This window comes from Salmonella sp. SJTUF15581 (genome assembly GCF_043356775.1).
In the GTDB taxonomy this organism is placed as follows: Bacteria; Pseudomonadota; Gammaproteobacteria; order Enterobacterales; family Enterobacteriaceae; genus Salmonella; species Salmonella enterica.
Map to the genome: position 1 here is coordinate 694,369 of NZ_JBEUJY010000001.1, position 21,255 is coordinate 715,623.

The 21,255-nt window shown below is 52.5% G+C and carries 16 protein-coding genes; 11 read left to right on the top strand and 5 right to left on the bottom strand.

What is annotated here, in order from left to right:
- Positions 1–15: 15 nt before the first annotated feature.
- A complete protein-coding gene (locus ABVN36_RS03265) occupies positions 16–2,985 on the bottom strand; it encodes a putative mucin/carbohydrate-binding domain-containing protein (protein WP_023138967.1) in 2,970 nt (989 codons plus the stop codon).
- Positions 2,986–3,170: 185 nt separating this feature from the next.
- Positions 3,171–3,557 (bottom strand): DUF3461 family protein, encoded by a 387-nt coding sequence (locus ABVN36_RS03270; protein ID WP_000272193.1) that lies wholly within the window; start codon positions 3,555–3,557, stop codon positions 3,171–3,173.
- Between the two features lie 246 nt (positions 3,558–3,803).
- Here ABVN36_RS03270 and ABVN36_RS03275 point away from each other — a divergent pair, with 246 nt between their 5' ends.
- Positions 3,804–5,105, top strand: coding sequence for an MFS transporter (locus tag ABVN36_RS03275; protein ID WP_023138966.1), 1,302 nt, complete (start codon positions 3,804–3,806; stop codon positions 5,103–5,105).
- A gap of 36 nt (positions 5,106–5,141) precedes the next feature.
- On the opposite strand, the gene dapD is transcribed toward ABVN36_RS03275, so the two are convergent.
- From dapD to map, 3 genes are all read right to left on the bottom strand, one after another.
- Positions 5,142–5,966 (bottom strand): 2,3,4,5-tetrahydropyridine-2,6-dicarboxylate N-succinyltransferase, encoded by an 825-nt coding sequence (gene dapD / locus ABVN36_RS03280; protein WP_001186676.1) that lies wholly within the window; start codon positions 5,964–5,966, stop codon positions 5,142–5,144.
- A 29-nt stretch (positions 5,967–5,995) separates the two neighbouring features.
- Positions 5,996–8,668: a bifunctional uridylyltransferase/uridylyl-removing protein GlnD gene (gene glnD / locus ABVN36_RS03285; RefSeq protein WP_001094519.1), complete on the bottom strand. Its 2,673-nt coding sequence runs from the start codon at positions 8,666–8,668 to the stop codon at positions 5,996–5,998.
- Between the two features lie 237 nt (positions 8,669–8,905).
- Positions 8,906–9,700: a type I methionyl aminopeptidase gene (map, locus tag ABVN36_RS03290; protein ID WP_001018214.1), complete on the bottom strand. Its 795-nt coding sequence runs from the start codon at positions 9,698–9,700 to the stop codon at positions 8,906–8,908.
- Between the two features lie 450 nt (positions 9,701–10,150).
- On the opposite strand from map, the gene rpsB reads away from it, so the two are divergent.
- From rpsB to skp, 10 genes are all read left to right on the top strand, one after another.
- Positions 10,151–10,876, top strand: coding sequence for a 30S ribosomal protein S2 (gene rpsB, locus ABVN36_RS03295; RefSeq protein ID WP_000246886.1), 726 nt, complete (start codon positions 10,151–10,153; stop codon positions 10,874–10,876).
- 257 nt (positions 10,877–11,133) lie between these two features.
- A complete protein-coding gene (gene tsf / locus ABVN36_RS03300) occupies positions 11,134–11,985 on the top strand; it encodes a translation elongation factor Ts (RefSeq protein WP_000808106.1) in 852 nt (283 codons plus the stop codon).
- Positions 11,986–12,129: 144 nt separating this feature from the next.
- Complete coding sequence (gene pyrH, locus ABVN36_RS03305) at positions 12,130–12,855, top strand: UMP kinase (protein ID WP_000224567.1); 726 nt, start codon at positions 12,130–12,132, stop codon at positions 12,853–12,855.
- Positions 12,856–13,001: 146 nt separating this feature from the next.
- The gene (frr, locus tag ABVN36_RS03310) at positions 13,002–13,559 is read left to right on the top strand and encodes a ribosome recycling factor (RefSeq protein WP_000622423.1); all 558 of its coding nucleotides are present in this window, start codon (positions 13,002–13,004) and stop codon (positions 13,557–13,559) included.
- 141 nt (positions 13,560–13,700) lie between these two features.
- Positions 13,701–14,897 carry a 1-deoxy-D-xylulose-5-phosphate reductoisomerase gene (gene ispC, locus ABVN36_RS03315; protein WP_000811905.1) on the top strand — a complete coding sequence of 399 codons (1,197 nt, stop codon included), beginning with the start codon at positions 13,701–13,703 and terminating at the stop codon, positions 14,895–14,897.
- 312 nt (positions 14,898–15,209) lie between these two features.
- The gene (gene ispU / locus ABVN36_RS03320) at positions 15,210–15,968 is read left to right on the top strand and encodes a (2E,6E)-farnesyl-diphosphate-specific ditrans,polycis-undecaprenyl-diphosphate synthase (RefSeq protein WP_000947413.1); all 759 of its coding nucleotides are present in this window, start codon (positions 15,210–15,212) and stop codon (positions 15,966–15,968) included.
- A gap of 12 nt (positions 15,969–15,980) precedes the next feature.
- Positions 15,981–16,838: a phosphatidate cytidylyltransferase gene (cdsA, locus tag ABVN36_RS03325; RefSeq protein WP_000922422.1), complete on the top strand. Its 858-nt coding sequence runs from the start codon at positions 15,981–15,983 to the stop codon at positions 16,836–16,838.
- A gap of 11 nt (positions 16,839–16,849) precedes the next feature.
- Positions 16,850–18,202, top strand: coding sequence for a sigma E protease regulator RseP (rseP, locus tag ABVN36_RS03330; RefSeq protein WP_000949017.1), 1,353 nt, complete (start codon positions 16,850–16,852; stop codon positions 18,200–18,202).
- A 31-nt stretch (positions 18,203–18,233) separates the two neighbouring features.
- Positions 18,234–20,645 (top strand): outer membrane protein assembly factor BamA, encoded by a 2,412-nt coding sequence (gene bamA / locus ABVN36_RS03335; protein ID WP_001240922.1) that lies wholly within the window; start codon positions 18,234–18,236, stop codon positions 20,643–20,645.
- Between the two features lie 122 nt (positions 20,646–20,767).
- On the top strand, positions 20,768–21,253 hold the full coding sequence (gene skp, locus ABVN36_RS03340; RefSeq protein WP_000758966.1) for a molecular chaperone Skp: 486 nt from the start codon (positions 20,768–20,770) through the stop codon (positions 21,251–21,253).
- Positions 21,254–21,255 lie beyond the last annotated feature (2 nt).

Genomic DNA, 21,255 nt, shown 5'->3' on the forward strand with positions numbered 1-21,255 from the left:
TGTGATGGGGTGGGGTTAATTCGTGGTCAGGCGCTGTAATCCCCGCGCCGTGACCTGCCAGATCACGTGTTGCGGCTGCGGCCAGCTTTCGCCATTGAGCGGGTTGCGGATAACCGACTGGTCTGCGCCCTCGGCATGAAAGACCTCAATCGTATAATCCTCATCCAGCCCGCAGACGTCAGTATAGCCGCCAAGCTGCACCGAACCTTTTATCGACTGACGGTAAACCACCGTACCGCGCGTATTATAAATCGTCACTGCCGCATATTCCGTTGCGAAGTCGCTATGCGGCGCAATTGGGTATGCGGTAAAGATAAATTGTTGCGCACGGATGTCTATTTCCATACTGGCAAAACCATTTTCTTCCTTGCCAATAAGCTGCCAGCTGAATTTATCGCCATATAATGCGGCAGCATCGGCGGTATTTTTCTCTTCCGTTTGTTCCGGTGAGTCGACCTCCAGCCCATCGCTCACCACGCGCCAGCGGTTGTGTTTTTTCAGCGTGACGTTTTGCCCGGTCGTTTCATTGATGGCGCTGCAACGGTAAGGTTCGTCATGGAAGAGCTCAATGTACATTCCCGCTTGCAAAACAACCGTCTCGCTATCGGCTGAATAGTGGGTGATGCCATCATAATGACGGCTATAGATAACCTCGCCGGACTCCTCCTTTACCGTGAGCGTGCTGTATGTCGCGGTATAGTAGGGATGAGGCTGCCCGGCCAGTGTTTCTATTGTCATGCGCTGTTGCCGATTATCGTAAGCAAGCTGGCAAAACGTTCTGTCGCCTTGTCCGCGTAACTGCAACGTCACGCCTTTACCGATGCCTTCGCCCGGCTCGCTGTTATCCGCCGGCAGCACATCAACGCTGTCGCGCATTAACGCGCTACGGGTCGGCTCTTCAATGTGGGAGAGCATCAGCCAGAGATCGTTTTTGCAAGCGGCATAAGGTTGCGCCATTAATAAAGGGCAGGCGCGGATAGCATCTGCGCGATGGGTAAACATAGCCTGGAGATCTGCGGCAGGATCGTTGTTGAGCGAAAAATGATAAAGCCCTTCGCTGTCAAGACGCAGTAACTGATATTTCGTCGACGAGACCAATGTCAGATAGCCCGGCGAGGCTTTCAGGCGGCCAGGCTCGGCATGATAAAGATAAAGGTGGTAGTGGTCGCTAAACGGCACCACAATTTTTCCGGTGGCGCAGTTTGTTCCGTTCATCTTACGTTCAAAAACCTTTTCGCCGCTGGCGGTTAACACCGTTATGCTGGCGTATAACGTATTCGCGAAGTAGCTGTGCGGCGTGGCGTTCGTGATATCCAGAACTAATTGTCTGGCCTCATGATCCACGGCTAAACGGGCGAAGGGCATGTCACCGTAGCCGAGGAAAATCAACTGCTCGTTATGCGCGGCGCTGTCCTGCAAGGCGGTGAAATTAACGGTAAGTGCGTTTTCCCCTTCGCGGATAACCACATAGTCCGTGTCCGGGCGGTATTTCTGCGATCGCCCTTTGGGCAGGGTGAGATGGTAAATGCCAATGGGCAGGTGAGTTAACGTGAGCGTACTGTCGTTGACGGGCAATGTATACGTGCTGCCGGCGTTGTCGTGTAGCGTTAAGGCGCGTCCATAAAGTTGCTCCGGCTGATCGATATTCAGCGTTAGCGTGAGCGTTCCCGTTTTGTTCAGCGCCGCCAGCTCGGCGTTTTCAACCAGCCAGACAAAAGAGTCCAGCCCTAAATGTTGGCGCGCGCTTTCCCATTCGCGCTCCGGCAACAGATCGTAAAGCGGCCAGACGGGTTTTACCGCCTGTGCGGCGATCTGCTCGCGGGTGAACGCATCGACCGGTAAGCCGCACAGCTGAATAAACGGCGCGACGTCATAACCTGAGGCTGTGGCGATGGCGTCCGCCAGCAGATCGGTCAGACGATGCTCGCAGGGCAAAAAGTTTTCGCCAGCACCCAGCTCGCGGTAGTTCTGGTTAAACACCCGAAAGGCTTCTGTTCCGCCTTTAAATAACATCAGCATCAGAAATTGCAGGCGGGGGCGGACGCCCCAGGCGCTAACCGGCGTGCGATTCCGCAGATAGGTAATGAATTGCAATTCCTGCTCAGACTGCCGTCCGTAATTGTAGAGCCAGCCGTCGGTATAAAGATGGTTCCCCTGGTTCAGGTTAAGCTGCTGGAAAAACGCGGCGTAAATGTTGTTCCACACCTCACCGACTGGCAGGTCGACGTCATTCATAAAGACGCCCTGATAGCCGTGACCGATTTCATGCAGAATCGTCCACTGCGTGGCGACATTATCGATCCACCCCTGGCTTAATGTTGCAGCCGTTTGCGCGCACCACCAGGGGAGATAATAAGCCGCGCCGACGCCGTGTTTATCCGCTTTAATAAAATAGCGGTTAGCGACATTTTGATTAAGCGGCGAAGCAGGGCTATCGCTGAGACCAGTCCAGTCATTATAGGCGTCGATCACTCGCGTATAGTACGCATCCAGCGCGGTGATACCGGCGTTGATGACATTAGCGCGATCCGCCCAGGGCAGCAGAAAACGCACGCGGTCCAGTTCCAGCAGGGCAAAAGGCGACGCCTGTTCTTCCCAGGTCTGGAAAAAAGTGTCTTCGGATTGCCCCTTACGCCAGTATGGCAAATTTTTATTGCTGGTTGGCTGTCGGTAGATCACCGAAAACTCGCCGCCCTGCGCAAAAAAGAGGGTATCAATAAAGGGAACGGAATCGACCGTTGTGCTGATCGTTTGCCAGTTGCCGTTCAGCGTAAGCGATTTCTCACACGCTGAGTCATTGCACAGCAGACGGAGTCTGGCGTTACCGGCGTTGTTATTTGGCTGGCGGATTTGCAGCTGCGTATTCGCTGGCAGAATAAATCCCAGCGCCTGGCGGTCGTGCTCGCGCCCCTTTTCAAATTTGATGTTATCCAGTCCGGGGGCCGCAGGCAGCGAATAACATGTTAGCGTGATTTCCTGAGTCATATAACCTCCATAAATAGGGAGGATGAACATAGCTTTTTATTTTTATTAATAAATACAGCAGGATAACGAAATGATATGTATTGAGCCGCTGTGAGGCATAGTGATGAAAAATGGCGGTAGCCGTGAGGCGGATGAGAGGGAGCAGCAGAGTGATAGGGGCTCGAAATGAAGCCCCGGCAGCTTTTTTATTTGCGGGTAAGCTTGTCCAGATCGGCTTCGATTTCACTGATCTTATTCGCGACGACGCTTTCCAGATGGCGCAAGTCGTCGAGGATCTTACGTTTGAGATCGAGTTCTGAGCGGTCGCGCTGGCAGATTTGGTCCAGCTCGTCAATCACATAGCGTAGGTTAGGGCTAATCTCCTGTACTTCTTTATAACCCTGACCGATGCCATCGGCCACCACCGTTTTACGCTGGCGTGGATACTTAAACTTCACGCTTTTAGCAAAGAATTCACCTCTATCCTTTTGAAAATAGATTTTCAGGATATCGTTATTGGCTTCTTGCCGCAGGCTGTAACGATCGATTTCCTCAGGATTGGTAATGCCCAGACTTTTTAGATTGTCATACATAGCGGTATCCTTCATCACACTATAACTTTTGAATAATTAACGAAAAATTGGTTTTTCGCCACCAATGTATACAAAAAAAGCGCGGTTGATCGCAGAAGACGTCTCGGCAACGTCATGAGCAAAAGGGCGGCGGTTATTGATAGCTTAAGTAATTCAACGCGATATTCCGTTTATAGAGAAAGCGTTTGAAGTCAGTGTGGGAAATTGACCGGAGGCCGTGGTCGATAACCTTGAGAGGCGGAGTCTATGTCCGGAACGTATAATGCTACTATTCGCCGGGTGGTGGTTTCCGCCTGGATAGGAAACTCCATTGAATATTATGATTTTCTATTATACGGCCTGGCAAGCGCGCTGGTATTTGGCCCGCTTTTTTTTCCTGGCGCCAGCCCATTGACTGCAACGTTATCTTCTTTTGCCAGTTTCGGCGTGGGATTTATCTCCCGGCCGCTGGGCGCGCTATTTTTTGGCAACAGGGGAGATACGCTTGGGCGTAAAAACACGTTATTAATTACGTTAGGGGGGATGGGCGCGGTCACGTTTCTCATCGGTTGCCTGCCTTCTTACGCCAGTATCGGCGCGCTGGCGCCTGCTTTACTGGTTATTCTGCGTTTTCTACAGGGATTTATGGTTGGAGGCGAATGGGGAGGCGCCATGTTGATGGTCGTGGAATATGCTGCTGGAAAGCACCGGGGGCGGTTAAGCGCGCTATCGCAAACAGGAGGACTCACGGGACAATTATTGGCGACAGGCGTATTTATAGTCGTGACCCAATTACCGAAGGAGGCGTTGTTATCATGGGGATGGCGTATTCCTTTTCTGCTCAGTGCGCTTTTGGTGCTGCCTGGATTATATATGCGTCATCGTCTGGATGAGACGCCTGTCTTCCGTGCGTTTAAAAAGCAGCAGGCCATTAATCATAGGCAGCAAAAAGAAGAAAGGCCGGTGGTCAAAGTGGTACGAGAACAATGGCGCAGCATTTTGCTGATTATAATTCTACGTTTTGCGGAAAGCGTTCCCTTTTTTCTTGCTACCGTCTTCGCGGTTTCCTGGGCGACAACGCAGCTTGGGATTGCCAGCCTGACTATTCTGTACATTGTAATGTTCACCTGTCTGCTGGCGTATCCCATGCACGTGCTATTTGGCATCATGTCGGATCGGCGTGGCTGCCGTCAGGTGTATATTTTCGGCGCGCTTTTTGTCGCGGCAATGGCTTTTCCCTTTTTCTGGCTGCTGGAAAGCCGTTCGCTCATACTGATGACAATGGGCTACGTTCTGCTTATTAACATTGGTCATAATTCACTGAATGCCGTGCAACCTTCTTTTTTCGCCGGACTGTTTCATCCGCCTGTACGCTACAGCGGTTCATCAATTGGCGCTCAGTTGGGGGCGGTTGTGGCAGGGGGATTCACGCCGTTTATCGCTAAAGCGTTAAGCGCAGTCTATGATAACAGTTGGACGTTGGTTGCCGGTTATGTCGTTTTGACTGCGTTGGCTTCGGCGTTTGCAGCAAAGATTGCGCCGGAAACCGTGTTACCGCATTCGCCGTAATGCAAAGGGGGGCTGTCGCCCCCGCTTTTCACTCGCTTAATCAATAGTGCGCAATAATTCGTTAATGCCCACTTTACCACGCGTTTTGGCGTCGACTTTTTTCACGATCACCGCGCAGTACAGGCTGTACTTACCGTCTTTTGACGGCAGGTTGCCGGAAACGACAACGGAGCCCGCCGGTACGCGGCCATAGTGAACTTCACCTGTTTCGCGATCGTAGATTTTGGTGCTCTGGCCGAGGTATACCCCCATGGAAATGACGGAACCTTCTTCGACAATGACGCCTTCCACGACTTCAGAACGCGCGCCAATAAAGCAGTTGTCTTCAATGATGGTCGGGTTAGCCTGCAACGGCTCCAGTACGCCGCCGATACCTACGCCGCCGGAAAGGTGAACATTTTTACCAATCTGCGCGCAGGAACCCACCGTCGCCCAGGTGTCAACCATGGTGCCTTCGTCAACGTAGGCGCCGATGTTAACGTAAGACGGCATCAACACGGTGTTGCGGGCGATAAATGCGCCCTGACGAACGGCCGCAGGCGGAACGACGCGGAAGCCTTCTTTCTGAAAACGCGCTTCGTCGTAATCAGCGAATTTCATCGGGACTTTATCGAAGTAGCGGCTTTCCGCACCGTCGATAACCTGGTTATCGTTAATACGGAAAGAGAGCAGAACCGCTTTCTTCAGCCACTGGTGAGTGACCCACTGACCGTCGATTTTTTCTGCGACACGCAGCGCGCCGGAATCAAGTAGAGAAATGACCTGGTTTACCGCCTCTCGGGTCACGGTATCTACATTAACCGGCGTAATATCGGCGCGGCGCTCAAAAGCGGTCTCAATAACGTTCTGTAACTGCTGCATTGTTAAACTCTTTCATATAAATAAACACACTACCCTTTATCGTTTGGATTGAGGGCCGCTGTCAACCGTTGTTGTACCTCAAGTTGCAGCACATTATTAAGCGCGCGCCGATCCGCTGTGGCGATTATGAATAAATCTTCTACTCGTTCACCAATGGTTGTAATTCGGGCGCCATGAAGCGAAATTCCCAGATCGGCAAAAATTTGTCCGACCCTGGCCAGCAGACCAGGTTGATCGAGCGCGATCAATTCCATGAATGATTTTCTGTCGGTATGGGTGGGCAGAAAATTGACTTCCGTTTCGACCGTAAAGTGCCGTAACTTTGCCGGTTGCCGACGCGGCTGCGGCGGCTGCCAGCTACGCTGCGTAATGGTCTGTTCAAGACCGGTGCGAATAACGTCATGGCGATCCGCCGCCAGCGGGCTGCCGTCTGGTTCCAGAACGATAAACGTATCCATTGCCATGCCGTCGCGAGTGGTAAAGATCTGCGCGTCATGGACGCTTAAATTACGCCTGTCCAGCTCGGCGCAGACGGCGGCAAACAGATAGGGTCTGTCCGGACTCCAGATAAAAATTTCGGTTCCGCCGCGCGTGGCCTGCGGACTGAGCAACACTAATGGTTGGCGCAGATCGTGCTGCAATAAATGGCGTGCGTGCCAGGCGAGCTGATTTGGACTATGACGAACAAAATAGTTAGCGCGACAGCGGGTCCAGATTTTGTGCAGCGCGGCTTCATCAATATTGTCCATTCGCAGCAGCGCCAGCGCCTGAAGCTGATGGTGACGCACGCGCTCACGCATATCCGGCGTATTTTGCATTCCACGCCTGAGCTGTTTTTCAGTGGCGAAGTACAGCTCGCGCAACAGGCTCTGTTTCCAGCTATTCCACAAGGTTTCGTTGGTCGCGCAAATGTCCGCGACGGTCAGGCAGACCAGAAAACGCAGCCGTGTTTCGGTTTGCACCTCTTCGGCAAACTGCTTGATGACTTCCGGATCCTGGATGTCGCGGCGTTGGGCGGTGACCGACATCAGCAGGTGTTGGCGCACCAGCCAGGCGACCAGTTGCGTTTCGCGTGAGTTCAAACCGTGCAGTTCGGCGAAGGTGAGTACATCCTGCGCGCCCAGTACCGAATGGTCGCCGCCGCGTCCTTTCGCAATATCGTGGAACAGCGCGGCGATCAGGATCAGTTCCGGATGGGGAAGCCGCGGCCAGAGATCGACGCATAGCGGATGGCGCTGGCGCGTCTCTTCTTTTGCAAAGCTCTCCAGTTTGAGCATTACGCGGATAGTGTGTTCATCCACCGTGTATGCGTGGAACAGGTCAAACTGCATTTGTCCGACGATGTGCGACCACTGCGGCATATAAGCCCACAGTACGCTGTGGCGATGCATCGGCAGCAGGCCGCGGCTGACCGCGCCGGGATGGCGTAGCATACTAAGAAACAGAGTGCGCGCCTCCGGGATGTAACACAGCGGTTGGCTCAGGTGGCGGCGGGCGTGGCGCAAATGGCGTAACGTCGTAGAGTAAATGCCGGTGATCGCGCTATTGCGCACCATCATATAAAACATGCGCAGGATCGCTTGCGGTTCGCGGATAAACAGCGTGTCGTCACGCAGATCAATGAGCGTGCCGCGCAGTTGAAACTCATCGTCAACAGGACGCGGTTTTTCATCCGCAGGTAGCGCCAGAATCGCCTCGTCAAATAGCTGAAGCAGCATCTGATTAAGTTCGCTCACCCGACGCGTAACCCGGAAGTAGTCTTTCATCATCCGCTCAACCGGATCATTGCCCTCGCCGCTGTAGTTAAGGCGTTGAGCGACGCTTAACTGGCGGTCGAACAGCAGGCGGTTATCGTAGCGACTGACCACCAGATGTAGCGCAAAGCGAATGCGCCACAGGATATGCAGGCACTCGTTGAGCTCCGCGCGCTCAGCCGGGGTTAAAAAGCCGAATCCCACCATCTCATCGAGCGAGGTAGCGCCGAAGTGACGTCGGGCGACCCACTGTAACGTATGGATATCGCGCAGGCCGCCGGGGCTGCTTTTAATATCCGGCTCCAGATTATAGCTGGTGCCGTGATAGCGCTGGTGGCGCTGGTTCTGCTCTTCTACTTTGGCGGCGTAAAATTTGTCGGACGGCCAAAAACCTTCGCTGAAAATATGTTTTTGTAGTGCCAGAAACAGAGCGACATCACCGATCAGCAGGCGCGTTTCGATGAGGTTTGTCGCAACGGTTAAATCAGACAGACCTTCCAGCAGACACTCTTCCAGCGTACGTACGCTATGCCCGACATCCAGCTTGACGTCCCAAAGTAAAGTCAGCAGCTCGCCGACCTTTTGCGCCTGTTCATCGGGCAGCTTTTTGCGGCTTAAAATGAGCAGATCAATATCGGAAAGCGGATGCAGTTCGCCGCGTCCATAGCCGCCGACGGCGACCAGCGCCAGATCGGCAATCTGACCGAAACCGGCCTCAATCCACAGGCGTTGCAACAACTGGTCGATAAATTCGGTTCGGGCTTCAATAAGCTGTTCAGCACAAATGCCGCTGTCAAATGCCTCTCCCAGCCAGTGTTGAAAGATGTCGATGCGGGCTTTGATACCGGCGACGGTCAGTTCAGCGCGCGGCCAGACGCCAGGGTTTTGCGGCTGGTCAGGGAGGGTGGGGAGTGCGGTATTCGCGTGCTGTTCAGGAAGAGTATTCATATGCGCCACCCATTAAAAAGCCGGATAATGGCGTGAACGCCTTATCCGGCCTACGTATTTACTCTTCATCCTTCAAGTTGCTTCTACGTTGGCTGCGCTCGTTCACTCCAGTCACGTACTTATGTACGCTCCTGAAGATTCACTCTCTTGCCGCCTTGAGGCAACTCGAATGATTTTGAGTAAAGGTGTAATTTGTAGGCCTGATAAGATGCGAAGGCATCGCCATCAGGCAAAACATTATTCGTCGTGTGTGATGATCGCCGGGATGGTGTCATCTTTACGCAGCGTCAGAATTTCACAGCCGTTTTCCGTTACCACAATAGTATGCTCGTACTGAGCAGACAAGCTGCGGTCTTTGGTTTTTACCGTCCAGCCATCTTTCATGGTGCGGATACGGTAATCCCCGGCGTTCAGCATCGGTTCAATGGTAAAGGTCATGCCAGGCTGCAACACGACGCCGCCATCGTCTGCATCATAATGCAGCACCTGCGGTTCTTCATGGAAGCCGCGACCAATACCGTGTCCGCAGTATTCACGTACCACGGAGAAACCTTCGCCTTCGGCATATTTCTGGATGGCGGCGCCAATGGTGCGCAGGCGGATGCCCGGTTTCACCATTTTGATGCCCAGATACAGGCTCTCTTGCGTGACGCGGCACAGACGCTCGCCCAGAATGGTCGGTTTGCCGACGATAAACATCTTCGAGGTATCGCCGTGGAATTCATCTTTAATCACGGTCACGTCGATGTTGACGATATCACCATCTTTCAGATGTTTCGCGTCATCCGGAATGCCGTGGCACACCACTTCATTAATAGAGATACAGACGGATTTCGGATAGCCGTGGTAGCCGAGGCAGGCGGAGATCGCGTGTTGTTCGTTAACGATGTAATCGTTACAGATACGGTCCAGTTCGCCGGTGGTGACGCCCGGTTTGATATACGGTTCGATCATTTCCAGCACTTCGGCTGCCAGACGGCCCGCGACGCGCATTTTTTCGATGTCTTCAGATGTCTTGATAGAGATAGCCATGAATTCTGTCCATCAGTGCCGATGATTTCGGCAATAATTGTGTAAGTGCTGACAATGGTATCAGTCAGGGGTGTACCCTGCCAAATTGAGAATCATTCTGAACTTCGCCTTTCGTGCCACAGGTGCGTTGGCGACATTTTTTCACCCCAGTCACTTATTGGCCGTAAGCTCCCGGGGATGCAAAAATTTGCCGCCTGCTTGTAACACGAAATTCATCGTTCAATTCAGCATTGAGTGCCAACAATTATTGGTGTCGGTGGCGTATTTGTGGTATAAAGCGCGCCGGACTTCCGATCCATTCGAAGACTACACACGATGGACGGGAGCGACAAATCTCACTTTGTGTAACAACACACACGTATCGGCACATATTCCGGGGTGCCCTTTGGGGTCGGTAATATGGGATACGTGGAGGCATAACCCCAACTTAATCTATAGAGGTTTTAAATCATGGCAACTGTTTCCATGCGCGATATGCTCAAGGCTGGTGTTCACTTTGGTCACCAGACCCGTTACTGGAACCCGAAAATGAAGCCTTTCATCTTCGGCGCGCGTAACAAAGTTCACATCATCAACCTTGAGAAAACTGTACCGATGTTCAACGAAGCTCTGGCTGAACTGAACAAGATCTCTGCTCGTAAAGGTAAAATCCTTTTCGTTGGTACTAAACGCGCTGCAAGCGAAGCGGTGAAAGAAGCTGCTAACAGCTGCGACCAGTTCTTCGTGAACCATCGCTGGCTGGGCGGTATGCTGACTAACTGGAAAACAGTTCGTCAGTCCATCAAACGTCTGAAAGACCTGGAAACTCAGTCTCAGGACGGTACTTTCGAAAAGCTGACCAAGAAAGAAGCGCTGATGCGTACTCGTGAGCTTGAGAAACTGGAAAACAGCCTGGGCGGTATCAAAGACATGGGCGGTCTGCCGGACGCTCTGTTCGTTATCGATGCTGACCACGAGCACATTGCTATCAAAGAAGCGAACAACCTGGGTATCCCGGTATTTGCTATCGTTGATACCAACTCTGATCCGGACGGCGTTGACTTCGTTATCCCGGGTAACGATGACGCAATCCGTGCTGTTAGCCTGTACCTGGGCGCTGTCGCTGCAACCGTTCGTGAAGGCCGTTCTCAGGATCTGGCTTCCCAGGCGGAAGAAAGCTTCGTAGAAGCCGAGTAATAAGGCTTGATAACTCCCTAAAATAGTTCGAGTTGCAGGAAGGCGGCAAGCTCGAGAATTCCCGGGAGCTTACATCAGTAAGTGACCGGGATGAGCGAGTGAAGGCAACGCGCCTGCGGCTCGAAATATGAAGGGGAGAGCCCTTATAGACCAGGTAGTATCACGTTTGGTTAGGGGGCCTGTATATGGCCCCCTTTTTCACTTTTATATCTGTGCGGTTTGATGCCGGGCAGATCAAATCTTTCGAGGATTTTAGAATGGCTGAAATTACCGCATCCCTGGTAAAAGAGCTGCGTGAGCGTACCGGCGCAGGCATGATGGATTGCAAAAAAGCGCTGACTGAAGCGAATGGCGACATTGAGCTGGCAATCGAAAACATGCGTAAGTCCGGCGCTATCAAAGCAGCGAAAAAAGCAGGCAACGTGGCTGCTGACGGCGTAATCAAAACCAAAATCGACGGCAACGTCGCTTTCATTCTGGAAGTTAACTGCCAGACTGACTTCGTGGCTAAAGATGCTGGCTTCCAGGCATTTGCTGACAAAGTGCTGGACGCCGCTGTTGCTGGCAAAATCACTGACGTAGAAGTCCTGAAAGCGCAGTTCGAAGAAGAGCGCGTTGCTCTGGTTGCGAAAATCGGCGAGAACATCAACATTCGTCGCGTCGCTTCCCTGGAAGGCGACGTTCTGGGTTCTTACCAGCACGGTGCGCGCATCGGCGTTCTGGTTGCCGCTAAAGGCGCTGACGAAGAGCTGGTTAAACAGCTGGCGATGCACGTTGCGGCAAGCAAGCCGGAATTCGTTAAGCCGGAAGACGTGTCTGCTGACGTGGTAGAGAAAGAGTACCAGGTACAGCTGGACATCGCGATGCAGTCCGGTAAGCCGAAAGAAATCGCAGAGAAAATGGTTGAAGGCCGCATGAAGAAATTCACCGGCGAAGTTTCTCTGACTGGTCAGCCTTTCGTCATGGAACCGAGCAAATCTGTTGGCCAACTGCTGAAAGAGCACAACGCTGACGTGACTGGCTTCATCCGCTTTGAAGTGGGCGAAGGCATTGAGAAAGTCGAGACTGACTTTGCAGCAGAAGTTGCTGCGATGTCTAAGCAGTCCTGATTTTCCTGAGGAGCCGCCTGAGGGCGGCTTCTTTTTGCGCCTCTCTTGTAAAATCAGCCGACGCCTGGCGTCTGCGCTGAAATGCGACGTACAATGTCGCCGGAATTAACTCATATCAATCGTTGACAGTCTCAGGAAAGAAACATGGCTACCAATGCAAAACCCGTCTATAAACGCATTCTGCTTAAATTAAGCGGCGAAGCTCTGCAGGGTACGGAAGGCTTCGGTATTGATGCAAGCATACTGGATCGTATGGCTCAGGAGATCAAAGAACTGGTTGAACTGGGTATTCAGGTTGGTGTGGTGATTGGCGGTGGTAACCTGTTCCGTGGCGCGGGTCTGGCAAAAGCGGGGATGAACCGCGTTGTGGGCGACCACATGGGCATGTTGGCCACCGTCATGAACGGCCTGGCAATGCGTGATGCGCTTCACCGCGCCTATGTGAACGCCCGCCTGATGTCGGCAATTCCTTTAAACGGCGTGTGCGACAACTACAGTTGGGCCGAGGCGATTAGCCTGCTGCGTAATAACCGTGTTGTGATTCTGTCTGCAGGTACGGGTAACCCGTTCTTCACTACCGACTCTGCGGCCTGTCTGCGCGGGATCGAAATTGAAGCGGATGTCGTACTGAAAGCGACCAAAGTGGATGGCGTATTCACTGCCGATCCGGCAAAAGATCCTTCCGCGACCATGTACGATCAGCTGACCTACAGCGAAGTGCTGGATAAAGAGCTGAAAGTGATGGATCTGGCGGCGTTCACGCTGGCTCGTGACCACAAACTGCCGATTCGTGTTTTCAACATGAATAAACCGGGCGCGCTGCGTCGTGTGGTGATGGGCGAAAAAGAAGGGACGTTAATCACGGAATAATTCCCGTGAGCGCCAAATACGGGTAAGATTCTGTTCTATTGACGGGTCTTATTACCTGGCAGAAATTAAACGAGACTATACTTAGCACATCTTTGTATTGTGTGACCGTCTGGTCTGACTGAGACTAGTTTTCAAGGATTCGTAACGTGATTAGCGATATCAGAAAAGATGCTGAAGTACGCATGGAAAAATGCGTTGAAGCGTTCAAAACCCAAATCAGCAAAGTGCGCACGGGTCGTGCTTCTCCCAGCCTGCTGGATGGTATTGTCGTAGAATACTATGGCACTCCGACCCCGCTGCGTCAGTTGGCAAGCGTAACGGTAGAAGACTCCCGTACCTTAAAAATTAACGTGTTTGACCGTTCTATGGGGCCAGCCGTTGAAAAAGCGATCATGGCGTCAGACCTCGGTTTGAATCCAAGCTCTGCGGGCACCGATATTCGCGTTCCGCTGCCGCCGCTGACCGAAGAACGTCGTAAAGATCTGACGAAAATTGTCCGTGGCGAAGCGGAGCAGGCGCGTGTCGCCGTTCGTAACGTCCGCCGTGATGCGAACGATAAAGTAAAAGCTCTGCTGAAAGATAAAGCGATCAGTGAAGATGACGATCGTCGCTCTCAGGAAGAAGTACAGAAAATGACCGACGCGGCAATTAAGAAAGTTGATGCGGCGTTGGCAGATAAAGAAGCAGAACTGATGCAGTTCTGATTGATCTGTACGCAGATATAAACTCATTCCCCCGCTAAACCTGGCGGATGAGTGGTGTACAAAGCGCCGCGCAGAAGACATTATCAGGTCTCCTGTGCGGCGTTTTGCTTTTTATTCCGTTTCAACACTTCTGGACGTTTCATGAAGCAATTAACCATTCTGGGCTCGACCGGCTCTATTGGTTGCAGCACACTGGACGTGGTGCGCCATAATCCTGATAGCTTCCGCGTTATCGCGCTGGTGGCGGGTAAAAATGTCGCCCGCATGGCGGAGCAGTGCCTGGAATTCTCGCCGCGTTATGCCGTGATGGACGATACGTCGAGCGCAGAACAGCTCAAAATAATGCTTCAGCAGCATGGCAGCCGCACCGAGGTTCTGAGCGGTCAGCAGGCTGCCTGTGAGATGGCGGCGCTTGATGAGGTCGGGCATGTGATGGCGGCCATTGTGGGCGCGGCTGGTTTACTGCCGACCCTGGCGGCGATTCGCGCAGGAAAGACGATTCTGCTGGCGAATAAAGAATCGCTGGTGACCTGCGGGCGGCTGTTTATGGACGAAGTAAAACGCAGCAACGCCCGGCTTTTACCCGTCGATAGCGAACATAACGCGATTTTTCAGAGTTTGCCGCAATCTATTCAGCATAATCTGGGATACGCTGACCTTGAGCAAAATGGCGTAACGTCGATTTTGCTTACCGGGTCTGGTGGCCCGTTTCGTGAAACGCCAATGTGCGATCTGGCAGCGATGACGCCGGATCAGGCATGTCGTCATCCGAACTGGTCGATGGGGCGAAAAATCTCCGTCGACTCCGCCACCATGATGAATAAAGGTCTGGAATACATTGAAGCGCGTTGGTTATTTAATGCCAGCGCACGTCAGATGGAAGTGTTGATCCATCCGCAATCGGTCATTCATTCGATGGTGCGTTATCAGGACGGCAGCGTCCTGGCGCAGCTTGGAGAACCTGACATGCGTACGCCTATTGCGCATACGATGGCATGGCCGAATCGCGTCACGTCCGGCGCGCAGCCGCTTGATTTTTGCAAACTCAGCGCGCTGACGTTTAGCGCGCCAGATTATCAGCGTTATCCGTGCCTGAAGCTGGCGATGGAGGCGTTTGAGCAAGGTCAGGCGGCAACGACGGCGCTCAATGCGGCAAACGAAATCACCGTTGCCGCGTTTCTGGCGCAACAGATTCGTTTTACCGATATCGCCGGGCTCAATTTAGCGGTGCTGGAGAGGATGGATTTACAGGAACCGGCAAGCGTTGAGGACGTATTGCAGGTTGACGCCATCGCGCGTGAAGTAGCCAGAAAACAAGTGATACGGCTCTCACGCTGACGATTATCCCGCGACAGAAGATCGTGCTATTTGTTAGCGTTGGGCTTCGGTGATATAGTCTGCGCCACCTGATCGCAGGTTTTTGGCTTTTTTCGGTCAGGTTAGCCGTGGTTTTACACGGCTTTTTTGTGGATACACAAAATCATTCAGGACGCATCGGGACGGCAGGCGAATACGTTCCCGGCGTGCGCAGACAGCGCACGACAGGGGCGATAATGCGCAGCCATCCGCGAAGCGGACCGAAGAGAATGTGTATAAAGGCTTCAGTATTCCTGAGTACCGCTAAATCCTTTCAGGGACAAAAAACGCGTTATGTTGTCTGCAACTCAACCAGTAAGCGAAAATTTGCCAGCGCATGGCTGCCGTCATGTTGCAATAATTATGGATGGCAATGGTCGCTGGGCGAAAAAGCAAGGGAAGATCCGGGCCTTTGGGCATAAAGCCGGAGCGAAGTCCGTCCGGCGAGCGGTCTCTTTTGCTGCCAATAACGGTATTGATGCGTTAACGCTGTATGCCTTTAGTAGTGAAAACTGGAACCGACCGGCGCAGGAAGTGAGCGCGTTAATGGAGCTGTTTGTGTGGGCGCTGGATAGCGAAGTCAAAAGCCTGCACCGCCATAACGTTCGCCTGCGTATTATCGGCGATATCAGTCGATTCAACTCACGTTTACAAGAACGTATTCGCAAATCAGAAGCGCTTACCGCCCATAATACGGGTCTAACGCTGAATATTGCTGCGAATTACGGCGGACGTTGGGATATTGTCCAGGGAGTCCGACAACTGGCGGAACAGGTGCAGGCTGGAGTGCTGCGCCCCGATCAGATTGATGAAGAGAGACTAGGCCAGCAAATCTGTATGCATGAGCTGGCGCCTGTGGATTTAGTAATTAGGACTGGGGGAGAGCATCGCATTAGTAACTTTTTGCTTTGGCAAATTGCCTATGCCGAACTTTACTTTACGGATGTTCTTTGGCCCGATTTCGATGAACAAGACTTTGAAGGTGCGCTGCATGCCTTTGCTAATCGAGAGCGTCGTTTCGGCGGTACCGAGCCTGGTGATGACAAAGCCTGATGGGGGTTGCTTTTGCTGAAGTATCGCCTGATTTCTGCTTTTGTGTTAATACCCGCGGTCATCGCTGCGCTTTTTTTATTGCCGCCGGTGGGGTTCGCTATTATTACGCTGGTTGTCTGTATGCTGGCCGCGTGGGAATGGGGACAGTTAAGCGGTTTCGCCGCGCGTTCACAGCGGGTTTGGCTGGCGGTGCTGTGTGGTCTGTTATTGGCGCTGATGCTATTTTTGTTGCCTGAGTATCATCACAACATTCGTCAACCGCTGGTTGAGATGTCGCTTTGGGCATCGTTAGGATGGTGGGTTGTCGCGCTACTGCTGGTGCTATTTTATCCCGGTTCGGCGGCAATCTGGCGCAACTCAAAAACATTGCGTCTCATTTTCGGTTTGTTAACTATTGTGCCATTTTTCTGGGGCATGCTGGCGCTGCGCGCCTGGCACTATGACGAGAATCATTACAGTGGCGCAATATGGCTACTCTATGTCATGATCCTGGTCTGGGGAGCGGACTCTGGCGCGTACATGTTTGGTAAATTATTTGGCAAACATAAGCTGGCGCCGAAGGTTTCCCCGGGTAAAACCTGGCAAGGGTTTATCGGCGGGCTTGCTACGGCTGCCGTGATCTCATGGGGTTACGGTATGTGGGCGAATCTGAATGTTGCGCCTGTTATCTTGCTGATTTGCTCTGTGGTGGCGGCTCTGGCTTCTGTACTGGGCGACCTCACCGAGAGTATGTTTAAGCGCGAAGCAGGAATTAAGGATAGCGGCCACTTGATTCCAGGCCATGGCGGCATTCTGGACCGAATTGACAGCCTGACGGCTGCCGTACCGGTCTTTGCTTGCCTGTTGTTACTGGTGTTCAGGACGCTCTAACGGAAGGTTTTATGCTGAGTATTCTCTGGAATCTGGCTGCATTCATCATCGCACTGGGCGTGCTGATCACTGTGCATGAATTTGGTCATTTCTGGGTTGCCCGGCGCTGCGGTGTGCGAGTTGAGCGCTTTTCCATCGGTTTTGGCAAAGCGCTCTGGCGTCGTACCGATCGGTACGGCACCGAGTATGTCATCGCCCTGATCCCGCTGGGCGGCTACGTCAAAATGCTGGATGAACGCGCCGAACCGGTAGCGCCGGAATTGCGTCGTCACGCCTTCAATAACAAAACGGTGGGCCAGCGCGCCGCAATTATTGCCGCAGGTCCGGTTGCGAACTTCATTTTTGCTATCTTTGCTTACTGGCTGGTCTTTATCATCGGCGTCCCTGGCGTTCGTCCGGTCATTGGCGAAATAACGCCCAACTCGATTGCTGCGCAGGCGCAAATTGCGCCTGGTACGGAACTTAAAGCCGTTGATGGTATCGAAACCCCTGATTGGGATGCCGTGCGTTTACAACTGGTGTCCAAAATTGGCGATCAGCAGACGACGGTGAGCGTCGCGCCGTTTGGTAGCGACCAGCGGCAGGACAAAACGCTTGATTTACGTCACTGGGCATTTGAGCCTGATAAGCAAGATCCTGTATCTTCTTTAGGGATTCGGCCCCGCGGGCCACAGATTGAACCAGTACTGTCAGAAGTGCAGGCGAATTCCGCAGCCAGTAAAGCGGGTTTGCAAGCGGGCGACAGGATCGTTAAAGTCGATGGTCAGCCGTTAACGCAGTGGATGAAATTCGTGACGTTTGTACGCGATAATCCCGGTAAGCCGTTAGCGTTAGAGATTGAAAGGCAGGGGAGCGCCTTGTCGTTGACGTTAACGCCGGATACGAAATCGGTTAACGGAAAGGCGGAAGGGTTTGCAGGCGTGGTGCCTAAAATTATTCCTCTGCCGGAAGAGTACAAGACTATACGCCAGTATGGGCCTTTTAGCGCCATCCTCGAAGCCACGGATAAGACGTGGCAGTTGATGAAGCTGACGGTCAGTATGCTGGGTAAATTGATAACCGGTGATGTGAAACTGAACAACCTCAGTGGGCCGATTTCTATCGCTCAGGGGGCTGGGATGTCAGCGGAGTTCGGGGTGATTTATTACCTGATGTTCCTTGCGCTAATCAGCGTGAACTTAGGGATAATCAACCTGTTTCCGCTGCCCGTTCTTGACGGGGGTCATCTGCTGTTCCTGGCGATTGAAAAGCTTAAGGGCGGGCCGGTATCCGAGCGGGTTCAAGACTTTAGTTATCGCATTGGCTCGATTTTGCTGGTGTTGTTAATGGGGCTTGCACTTTTCAATGATTTCTCTCGGTTGTAAGAGAGTTAGTTAGGAAGAACGCATAATAACGATGGCGATGAAAAAGTTGCTCATAGCGTCGCTGCTGTTCAGCAGCGCCACCGTATACGGTGCTGAAGGGTTCGTAGTGAAGGACATTCATTTCGAAGGCCTGCAGCGAGTCGCCGTTGGTGCGGCTCTCCTCAGTATGCCGGTGCGCACAGGCGACACGGTTAATGATGAAGATATCAGTAACACCATTCGCGCTCTGTTCGCCACCGGCAACTTTGAGGACGTCCGCGTCCTGCGCGATGGTAATACCCTTCTGGTTCAGGTAAAAGAACGTCCGACCATTGCCAGCATCACTTTCTCCGGGAACAAGTCGGTGAAAGATGACATGCTCAAGCAAAACCTCGAAGCGTCTGGCGTACGTGTTGGCGAGTCTCTGGATCGCACCACGCTGTCTGATATCGAAAAAGGTCTGGAAGACTTTTACTATAGCGTAGGTAAATACAGCGCCAGCGTTAAGGCGGTCGTCACGCCGCTACCGCGCAACCGTGTTGATCTTAAACTGGTGTTCCAGGAGGGCGTATCGGCGAAGATCCAACAGATCAACATCGTCGGTAACCATGCCTTTAGCACCGAAGAACTCATTTCTCATTTCCAGTTGCGTGACGAAGTGCCGTGGTGGAACGTCGTCGGCGATCGTAAATACCAGAAACAGAAGTTGGCGGGCGACCTTGAAACCTTGCGCAGCTACTATCTGGATCGCGGCTACGCGCGTTTCAATATTGACTCCACGCAAGTGAGTCTGACGCCGGATAAGAAAGGGATCTACATCACCGTCAATATCACCGAAGGCGATCAGTACAAGCTTTCCGGGGTTCAGGTGAGCGGTAACCTGGCCGGACATTCCGCTGAAATTGAGAAACTGACGAAAATTGAACCGGGCGAGCTCTATAACGGCACCAAAGTGACCAAAATGGAAGATGACATCAAAAAGCTTCTGGGTCGCTATGGTTACGCCTATCCGCGCGTGCAGTCACAGCCTGAAATTAACGATGCTGACAAAACCGTAAAACTGCGCGTAAACGTCGATGCGGGCAACCGTTTCTACGTGCGTAAGATCCGCTTTGAAGGCAACGACACCTCAAAAGATTCCGTTCTGCGCCGTGAAATGCGCCAGATGGAAGGGGCGTGGCTGGGCAGCGACCTGGTTGACCAGGGGAAAGAGCGTCTGAACCGTCTCGGCTTCTTTGAAACCGTCGACACCGACACGCAGCGCGTTCCGGGTAGCCCGGATCAGGTTGATGTGGTGTACAAGGTGAAAGAGCGCAACACCGGTAGCTTTAACTTCGGTATCGGTTACGGTACAGAAAGCGGCGTTAGCTTCCAGGCCGGCGTTCAGCAGGACAACTGGTTAGGTACCGGTTATTCCGTGGGGATTAACGGCACCAAAAACGACTACCAGACCTACAGCGAACTGTCCGTTACTAACCCATACTTTACCGTTGATGGCGTGAGCCTCGGTGGTCGTATCTTCTATAACGACTTTGAAGCGGATGATGCCGACCTGTCCGACTATACCAACAAGAGTTACGGTACGGATGTGACGCTTGGCTTCCCCATCAACGAGTACAACACGTTGCGTGCTGGTCTGGGTTATGTCCATAACAAACTGTCCAACATGCAGCCGCAGATTGCGATGGATCGTTATCTTGAGTCGATGGGCGACCCTGATGCCAGCGATTTTGCCGCCGACGACTTCACCTTTAACTACGGCTGGACCTATAACAAGCTTGACCGTGGTTATTTCCCGACGGACGGCTCGCGAGTCAACCTGACGGGTAAGGTGACGATCCCAGGTTCCGACAACGAATACTACAAAGTGTCGCTGGATACCGCGACCTATGTGCCTATTGATAACGATCACAAGTGGGTGGTTCTGGGGCGTACTCGTTGGGGTTATGGCGATGGTTTAGGCGGCAAGGAAATGCCGTTCTATGAGAACTTCTATGCCGGTGGTTCCAGTACCGTGCGTGGTTTCCAGTCGAATACTATCGGCCCGAAAGCGGTCTATAAAAATGGCGCCCACACTAGTTGGGACGATAATGATGATTACGAAGACTGTACTCAGGAATCAGGCTGTAAATCAGATGATGCGGTAGGTGGTAATGCCATGGCTGTCGCCAGCCTGGAATTTATTACCCCGACGCCGTTCATCAGCGAAAAGTATGCCAACTCGGTTCGTACCTCCTTCTTCTGGGATATGGGTACCGTTTGGGATACGAACTGGGATCCGTCATCTGCGCCGTCAGATGTACCGGATTACAGCGATCCAGGCAACATCCGTATGTCCGCGGGTATCGCATTACAATGGATGTCCCCATTGGGGCCGTTGGTCTTCTCCTACGCCCAGCCGTTTAAAAAGTACGATGGAGACAAAGCCGAGCAGTTCCAGTTTAACATTGGTAAAACCTGGTAATTGTTCACTGCAAAGGAATGCATTGGTAGTGTAGCGATGACTTTTGGCGATGCCCCCAGGGATCGCCAGGCCACGCAAAGAGCTGTACCTTCGGGTGCAAATGGGATGGTAAGGAGTTTATTGTGAAAAAGTGGTTATTAGCTGCAGGTCTTGGTTTGGCGATGGTAACGTCCGCACAGGCTGCTGACAAAATTGCAATCGTCAACATGGGTAATCTGTTCCAACAGGTTGCGCAGAAGACGGGTGTATCCAATACACTGGAAAACGAATTTAAAGGCCGTGCGGCTGAACTGCAAAAAATGGAAACCGATCTGCAATCTAAAATGCAGCGTCTGCAATCCATGAAAGCAGGTAGCGATCGTACTAAGCTGGAAAAAGACGTGATGTCTCAGCGCCAGACTTTCGCACAAAAAGCGCAGGCTTTTGAGAAAGATCGCGCTCGTCGTTCCAACGAAGAACGCAACAAACTGGTGACTCGTATCCAGACTGCGGTGAAAAAAGTGGCTAACGACCAGAGTATCGATCTGGTGGTAGACGCAAACACCGTTGCTTACAACAGCAGCGATGTGAAAGACATCACCGCTGACGTACTGAAACAGGTTAAATAAGT